Genomic DNA, 7,233 nt, shown 5'->3' on the forward strand with positions numbered 1-7,233 from the left:
CCGCCCCCTGTCCAGGGGGCGGGCTCCTTCGTGTGTGCGGCGCTGGGCCTCAGACGTGGTGCGGACCGGAGAAGTACTCGTAGGTCCAGCCGATCACGGAGAAGATCAGCATGGCCATGCCGAGCACCACCATCCACCAGCCGATGGCCACGCCCATGAAGACGACGGCACCGGACAGGGCGAGCCACAGCGGCTGCCAGGAGTACGGCGCGAAGTTGCCGTAGTGACCGGCGACCTGGTCGATGTGGCCGTAGCGGTCGTCCTCCGGGCGGGTGGCCGGGAGGGTCTTGGCGGTGACGCCGATGTACCAGCCGATCATGCCCACCATGCCGGCGCAGAGCAGCAGGCCGACCCAGCCGACCGGCTCGTTCCAGCCACTCCAGAAGCCGTACAGCAGCCAGAAGGCCAGGAACGGAGGAACCAGGTACCAGAAGAGCTTGCCTTCAACCTTCATGGGCGTTCCTCACTTGTCCGTGGTGCGAACGGTGGCGCGGGCGTCACCGTAGTCGGCGTTGTCGTGGCGACCGTCCTCCTTGACGCCGCCCTCGTCCGGGGCGTCGGCCAGCTGGCCCATGACACCGGAGTCGGGGGTCGGGGCGTCCAGCGCGGCGACCTCGGGGTGGTTGAGGTCGAACACCGGGCGCTCGGAGCGGATGCGCGGGATGGCGTTGAAGTTGTGGCGCGGCGGCGGGCAGCTGGTGGCCCACTCGAGGGAGGAGCCCCAGCCCCACGGGTCGTCCACGTCGACCTTCTCGCCCTTCTTGGCGGTGATGTAGACGTTCCAGAAGAACGGCAGCATCGAGACGGCGAGCATGAACGCACCGACCGTGGAGATCTGGTTCAGGAAGGTGAACCCGTCCTCGACCATGTAGTCGGCGTAACGACGCGGCATGCCCTCGACACCCAGCACGTGCTGCACCAGGAAGGTGATGTGGAAGCCGAAGAACAGGATCCAGAAGTGGATCTTGCCCAGGGTCTCGTTGAGCATCTTGCCGGTGAACTTGGGCCACCAGAAGTAGAAGCCCGCGAACATCGCGAACACCACGGTTCCGAAGATCACGTAGTGGAAGTGGGCCACCACGAAGTAGGAGTCCGTCAGGTGCAGGTCCACCGCGGGGGCGGACAGGACGATGCCGGTCAGACCACCGAAGAGGAAGGTCACGAGGAAGCCGAGCGACCACAGCATCGGGGTCTCGAAGCTCAGCGAGCCGCCCCACATGGTGCCGATCCAGTTGAAGAACTTCACGCCGGTGGGCACCGCGATGAGCATGGTCATCACGGAGAAGAAGGGCAGCAGCACCTGGCCGGTGCCGAACATGTGGTGGGCCCACACGGACATCGACAGCGCGGCGATGGTGATCGTCGCCATGATCAGGGTCTTGTAGCCGAAGATCGGCTTGCGGCTGAACACCGGGACGATCTCGCTGATGATGCCGAAGAACGGCAGGGCGATGATGTACACCTCGGGGTGGCCGAAGAACCAGAACAGGTGCTGCCACAGCATGGCGCCACCGTTGGAGACGTCGTAGATGTGCGTGCCGACGATGCGGTCGGCGGCCATGCCGAACATGGCGGCGGTCAGCACCGGGAAGACCAGCAGCACCAGGATCGAGGTCACCAGGACGGTCCAGGTGAAGATCGGCATACGGAACATGGTCATGCCCGGCGCACGCATGCAGATGATCGTGACGATGAAGTTCACCGAACCAAGGATGGTTCCGAAACCACTCAGACCCAGACCCATGACCCAGAGGTCACCACCCAGCCCGGGGCTGTAGGTGGGGCCGGCCAGCGGCTGGTAGGCGAACCAGCCGAAGGAGGCAGCGCCGTCCGGGGACAGGAAGCTGGCGGCGGCGATGAGGCCACCGAACAGGTAGAGCCAGTAGGCGAACATGTTCAGACGCGGGAAGGCCACGTCCGGGGCGCCGATCTGCAGCGGCATGAGCGCGTTCGCGAAGCCCGCGAAGAGCGGCGTCGCGAAGAGCAGCAGCATGATCGTGCCGTGCATGGTGAACAGCGCGTTGAACTGGTCCTTGGACTGCAGGACCTGCATGCCCGGGTCGAACAGCTCGGCGCGGATGAACAGCGCCATGAGCCCGCCGAGGCAGAACCACGCCACGGTGGTGATGAAGTAGAGGTTTCCGATCACCTTGTGGTCGGTGGTCGTCAGGTACTTGACCGCCAGGGCACCGGCCCGCGTTTGCGGACGAGCCACGCTGTGCGCCTCGTCAGCCACGCGGGGGGCGACCCCGGGGTGAGAGATGGTAGCCATCAGTTGTCCTTCCCGCCCTTGCTGATCCACTCGTTGTGCTTCGGGTCGCGCTCGTGCACGCCCTTCTCACCCTGGATCAGCTCCTTGCGGTCGTAGCCGGTGTCCAGGAAGCCCTGCTTGCCGTCGTCGGCCAGCTTCTTCATCTGCTTGTCGTACTCGTCGCGCTCGACCACCTTCACCGGGAAGAGCATCTCCGAGTGGTAGGTGCCGCAGAGCTCGGCACACTTGCCCTGGTAGGTGCCCACCTTGGTGGGGGTCACCTGAAAGCGGTTCACCACACCCGGGATCATGTCCAGCTTCTGGAGGAACTGGGGCACCCAGAAGGAGTGGATGACGTCGCGCGAGGTGAGCACGAACTCGGTGCGCTCGTTGACCGGCAGGTACAGGGTGGGCAGCTTGTCGGCCACACCGTCCTTGCCCGTGAGCACGGCCTGCTGGCCGGAGTCGTGCACGTCGTCGCTCAGGTAGTTGAAGTCCCAGCTCCACTGCTTGCCGGCGACGTTGACGATGTTCTGCGGCTCCTGCTCGACGCTCATGAGCGCGTCCTCGGTCTTCACGTTCTGCACGAAGAGCGCGGCGACCATGACGATCGGCACGACCGTGTAGAGGATCTCGATCGGCACGTTGTACCGGAACTGCTTGGGGACCTCGGCGTCGTTCTTGCGGCGGTAGGCCAGCACGCACCAGAGCATCAGGCCCCACACCAGGATGCCGACCGCCAGGGCGGCGATCCACATGCCCACCCAGAACGAGATGACGCCGTCGGCATTCTCGCTGGCGCCCTCGGGGAGGTACCCGCGGGCGATCTGGTCCGAGCTCCCGCAGGCGCTCAGGACCATCGCACCGATGGTGGCCGCTCCGGCCAGGACCGCGGGGCGCTTCCAGCGCCGTGTGTGATCGGGGTGCCTGTGCACTCGATGCCACCTTCCGTGAAGCTGTGTCGTCAGTGCACGCGGTTCAGGGGCATGCACTGCAGTTGCCCCATCATCCTACCCAACGTCGGAGTTCGCCACGGGGGCGGCTCGCCGCCACGGATCATCCTCGTCGGTGGCGGCGTCCAGGCGCCGCAGGTACTCCGCGCGCGGCAGCGTGGTCACCCCCATCGAGGCGAGGTGGTCGGTGCGCCACTGCACGTCGACCAGCCCCCGCTCCCCCACCACGTCCATGACGCGCGCCATGCCCACCATCGCCGCCTTCGAGGCGTCCGTGACGTGATGGAACATCGACTCCCCCGCGAAGAAGCCCCCGATCCCCACCCCGTAGAGGCCGCCCACCAGCCGGCTCTCCTGCCACACCTCCACGCTGTGGGCGTGGCCCAGCCGGTGCAACCGGCCGTAGGCCCGCCGAACCGTCGGGGTGATCCACGCGCCCTCGCGCCGGGGGTCGGCGCAGGCGGCGACCACGTCGTCGAAGGCGGCGTCGGTGGTCAGGGTGAACGCCCGCATCGACCGGCGCAGGGACCGGCTCACGTGCAGCCCCCCGGGCAGGAGCACCCCCCGCTCCTCGGGGAACCACCAGCCGACCGGCCCGCTGCCGCCTCCCCCGACCCCCATCGGGAACACGCCGTGCGTGTAGGCCGACAGGAGCGTCTCCGGGGCCAGGTCGCCCCCGACGCCGACGAGGTCGTCCCCCGGCACGGCGCTGGCGACCGCGGCCGCGAAGTCCAGACGGCACCGCAGACGCACGGCTCACCCCCTCCGGTGGGGGTGAGCCGTGCGGTGCCCGGACTCAGCTGAAGGAGTCACCACAGGCGCAGGAGCTGCCCGCGTTCGGGTTGTCGATGGTGAAGCCCTGCTTCTCGATGGTGTCGGCGAAGTCGATGGACGCGCCGTCGAGGTAGGGGGCGCTCATGCGGTCCACGACCACCTCGACGCCGTCGAAGTCACGGGTCAGGTCACCGTCGAGCGTGCGCTCGTCGAAGTACAGCTGGTAGATCAGGCCGGAGCACCCACCGGGCTGCACACCGATGCGCAGGCGCAGGTCGTCGCGGCCCTCCTGGGCGAGCAGGCTCTTGACCTTGTCGGCGGCGACCGGGGTCAGGGTGACGCCGTGGGTGGCCTCGGAGGTGGTCTGGTCCTGGACGGTCATGTCTGTCCTCACTCGGGGTGCGGCTTGATGGGTCCTCAAGGGTACGCCTCGTCCCCGCCGGGCATTCCCGACGGGGACGAGGCGGCGGGGGCGCCGGTCAGTCGGCGAGGCTCGAGAGCAGGAGCGCCTCGGCGACGCAGACCTTCTCGAACTCCCCCAGGTGCAGGCTCTCGTTGGCGCCGTGGGCGCGGGTGTCGGGGTCCTCCACGCCGGTCACGAGGATGGACGCCTCGGGGAACTTCTCGGCGAACATCGCGATGAACGGGATGGAGCCGCCCAGACCGATGTCGACGGCGTCGGTGCCCCAGGCAGCGCCGAAGGCGCTGCGCGCCGCGTCGTAGGCCGGGCCGGAGGCGTCGGCGCGGAAGCCGCTGCCGGCGTCCTGCAGGGTCACCTCGAGGGTGGCACCCCAGGGCGCGTACTCGCGGAGGTGCGCCTCGATGGCCTCGAAGGCGGCCTGCGGGTCCTGCGAGGGCGCCAGGCGGAAGGACAGCAGACCGGTGGTGCTGGCCAGCAGGGTGTTGGAGGCCTCGGAGACCCGCGGGGCGTCCACGCCGATGACGCTGGCGGTCGGCTTGGCCCACAGGCGCTCGGTGAGGCTGCCGGTGCCGACGAGCCGGCTGTCGGGGAGCATCCCGGACTCGCTGCGGAAGTCGGCCTCGTCCATATCCAGGTCCCCCACCGGGTCGACGGCCAGGCCCTTGACGGCCACGTCGCCGGCCTCGTCGTGCAGGCTGGCGGCCAGGCGGGAGAAAGCGGTGAGCGAGTCCATGGCCGGGCCGCCGTACATACCCGAGTGCACCGCGTGGGAGAGCGTGGAGACCGTCACCTGCACGCGCACCATGCCGCGCAGGGAGGTGGTCAGGGCCGGCACGCCGACCTTCCAGTTGGCCGAGTCGGCCAGGACGATGGCATCGCAGGCCAGCTTGTCGCCGTGCTTCTCGAGGATGTCCGGGAGGCTCTCGGAGCCGTACTCCTCCTCCCCCTCCACGAAGACGGTGACACCCACCGGCGGGCGTCCGTCGTGGGCCCGCAGGGCGGCGACGTGGGCCATGACGCCCGCCTTGTCGTCGGCGCACCCGCGGCCGAAGAGGCGGTCCCCCTTGCGGGTGGGCTCGAAGGGCGGGGTGTCCCAGTCGGCCTCGTCCCCGGGCGGCTGCACGTCGTGGTGGGCGTAGAGCAGCACCGTGGGGGCGCCCTCCGGCGCCGGGAGCGTGCCGATGACCGCCGGCGCCCCACCCTCGGTGACGATCTCCACCTCGAGGCCGGCGCCCTCCAGCAGGCGGGCGGTGGCCTCGGCGGAGGCCTGCACGTGGGACTGGTCGAAGGACGGCATCGACACGCTGGGGATGCGGGCGAGCTCCACCAGCTCGTCGATCACCTGCGGCATGCCGTCCAGGACGGCCTGGCGCAGGGCGGCGTCGTCGCGCCGGGGTGCGGGGGCGGGTGTGTTCTGGGTCATGTCCCCGACCCTATGCGGTGCCCGCGGGCGCTCAGCGCAGGGCGCGGGGCTTCTCGCCGCGGCCCACGGCCGGGCGCGGGGTGCGGGCGCCGCGCATCTGGAAGGAGCGCAGGATGACGTAGGTGGCCAGGCCCTTGCCCTCCTCGGCCCGGCGCGGGAACACGCGGGCGACCTCGCCCCTCAGGCGGCGGGCCAGCAGCCAACCGTCCACGAGCCCGGCGACGAGCATCCCGTAGACGAGCACGAAGATCGGCAGGCGGAAGGTGGCGGCCAGCTCCGGGCGGGCGATCATCACGACGGTGAGCAGCAGGGTCACCAGCAGGATCGGCAGCATGACCTGCCCGACGGTGAAGCGAGAGTCCACGCGGTCACGCACGTAGGCACGCACCGGACCACGGTCGCGCGCCGGCAGGTAGGCGTCGTCCCCGTCGAGCATCCCCTGGCGGGCACGGGCCCGCTCCTCGGCGCGCTCGCGACGCTCGGCCTCCTTGGCGGCCTTGCGGTCGGTCACCACCAGCGGCTTGCGGCGGGCGGCCTGCGCCTCGCGTCGCTTGGGGGTGGGGCGCCCCTTCTTCCGCTGGCCCTCGGGGCGGGTGTCCACCTCCTCCACGGGCTGGGGTTCCTCGGTCTGCACGGTGTCTCGGTGGGCCATGGGCGAAGGGTACGTGGTGACATACTGCGCGACGCAGACCAGCCGGCACCGAACGCACCCACCGAGGGGGAGGGACCACGATGGACCGCACGACGGACCGAGGACGCCGGGACGCTCCCGGGCCCCGCCGCCCCCGCACGGCGCTGGCCCTGGCCCTCACGGTCACCGCCGCCCTCTCGGCGGCCTCCCCCGCCCACGCCGAGCCCGCCCACCGGTACTGGTCGACCTGGACGCTGCAGGGCACCAGCTGGCAGGTGCCCGAGCGCAGCGCCACCGAGGAGGTCCCCGCCGACGGATCCGTCGTCGGGCTGCGCTTCGCCCTGCTCCCGGCGTCGGCCACCAACGGTCGCTCCCCGCGCGCGACGCCGTCGTTCGAGGAGGTGTGCGGCCGGACCGCGCCGGAGGCCGGCACCAAGCGGGTCGGCGTGGTGGTGGACCACGGTCGCCCCGAGGAGTCCGCCTCCCGCCCGCAGGACGCCCCGCAGGTGGAGACGGCCTGCGCCGTGGCCCCGGTGGACGCGACCCTGGTCGCCACCGTGCGCCACGCGCTCGACGTGCAGGGCACCCCGCCGATGGTGTGCGCCGTCGACGGTCACCCGGCCGAGGGCTGCTCGGCCAACCGCGTGGCCGACGCGGACCCGGCCGTGCTGGAGGCCACCGAGGAGCCGGTGGAGCCCGTGCGGCGCACGGCCCCCGAGCCCACCGACCCGGACACGGCGCCCGCGGCGACCCCCTCCCCCGAGGCCTCCCCGTCCCCCT

Annotated in this window: 8 protein-coding genes; 1 reads left to right on the forward strand and 7 read right to left on the reverse strand. The window is 70.4% G+C overall.

Annotation, left to right across the window (positions count from 1 at the left end):
• Nucleotides 1-49: 49 nt before the first annotated feature.
• The 7 genes from HMPREF3099_RS02600 to HMPREF3099_RS02630 form a co-directional block, all read right to left on the reverse strand.
• Complete coding sequence (locus HMPREF3099_RS02600; RefSeq protein ID WP_070703681.1) at nucleotides 50-454, reverse strand: cytochrome c oxidase subunit 4; 405 nt, start codon at nucleotides 452-454, stop codon at nucleotides 50-52.
• A 9-nt stretch (nucleotides 455-463) separates the two neighbouring features.
• The gene (gene ctaD / locus HMPREF3099_RS02605; protein ID WP_070703683.1) at nucleotides 464-2,272 is read right to left on the reverse strand and encodes an aa3-type cytochrome oxidase subunit I; all 1,809 of its coding nucleotides are present in this window, start codon (nucleotides 2,270-2,272) and stop codon (nucleotides 464-466) included.
• Nucleotides 2,272-3,111 (reverse strand): aa3-type cytochrome oxidase subunit II, encoded by an 840-nt coding sequence (coxB, locus tag HMPREF3099_RS02610; protein ID WP_237769709.1) that lies wholly within the window; start codon nucleotides 3,109-3,111, stop codon nucleotides 2,272-2,274. Before coxB ends, ctaD begins: the two co-directional genes overlap by 1 nt.
• 150 nt (nucleotides 3,112-3,261) lie before the next feature.
• Nucleotides 3,262-3,957 (reverse strand): leucyl/phenylalanyl-tRNA--protein transferase, encoded by a 696-nt coding sequence (gene aat, locus HMPREF3099_RS02615; RefSeq protein ID WP_070703687.1) that lies wholly within the window; start codon nucleotides 3,955-3,957, stop codon nucleotides 3,262-3,264.
• A gap of 43 nt (nucleotides 3,958-4,000) precedes the next feature.
• The gene (locus tag HMPREF3099_RS02620) at nucleotides 4,001-4,360 is read right to left on the reverse strand and encodes a HesB/IscA family protein (protein WP_070703688.1); all 360 of its coding nucleotides are present in this window, start codon (nucleotides 4,358-4,360) and stop codon (nucleotides 4,001-4,003) included.
• Between the two features lie 97 nt (nucleotides 4,361-4,457).
• Entirely contained in the window at nucleotides 4,458-5,822 is a 1,365-nt protein-coding gene (locus HMPREF3099_RS02625) for a dipeptidase (RefSeq protein WP_070703690.1), read from the reverse strand.
• Nucleotides 5,823-5,853: 31 nt separating this feature from the next.
• The gene (locus HMPREF3099_RS02630; RefSeq protein WP_070703692.1) at nucleotides 5,854-6,474 is read right to left on the reverse strand and encodes a DUF3043 domain-containing protein; all 621 of its coding nucleotides are present in this window, start codon (nucleotides 6,472-6,474) and stop codon (nucleotides 5,854-5,856) included.
• Nucleotides 6,475-6,554: 80 nt separating this feature from the next.
• On the opposite strand from HMPREF3099_RS02630, the gene HMPREF3099_RS02635 reads away from it, so the two are divergent.
• On the forward strand, nucleotides 6,555-7,233 hold a 679-nt coding region (locus HMPREF3099_RS02635), incomplete at its 3' end, for an SCO2322 family protein (protein WP_070703694.1).

It is taken from the genome of Kytococcus sp. HMSC28H12, assembly GCF_001816045.1.
Lineage (GTDB): Bacteria > Actinomycetota > Actinomycetes > Actinomycetales > Dermatophilaceae > Kytococcus > Kytococcus schroeteri.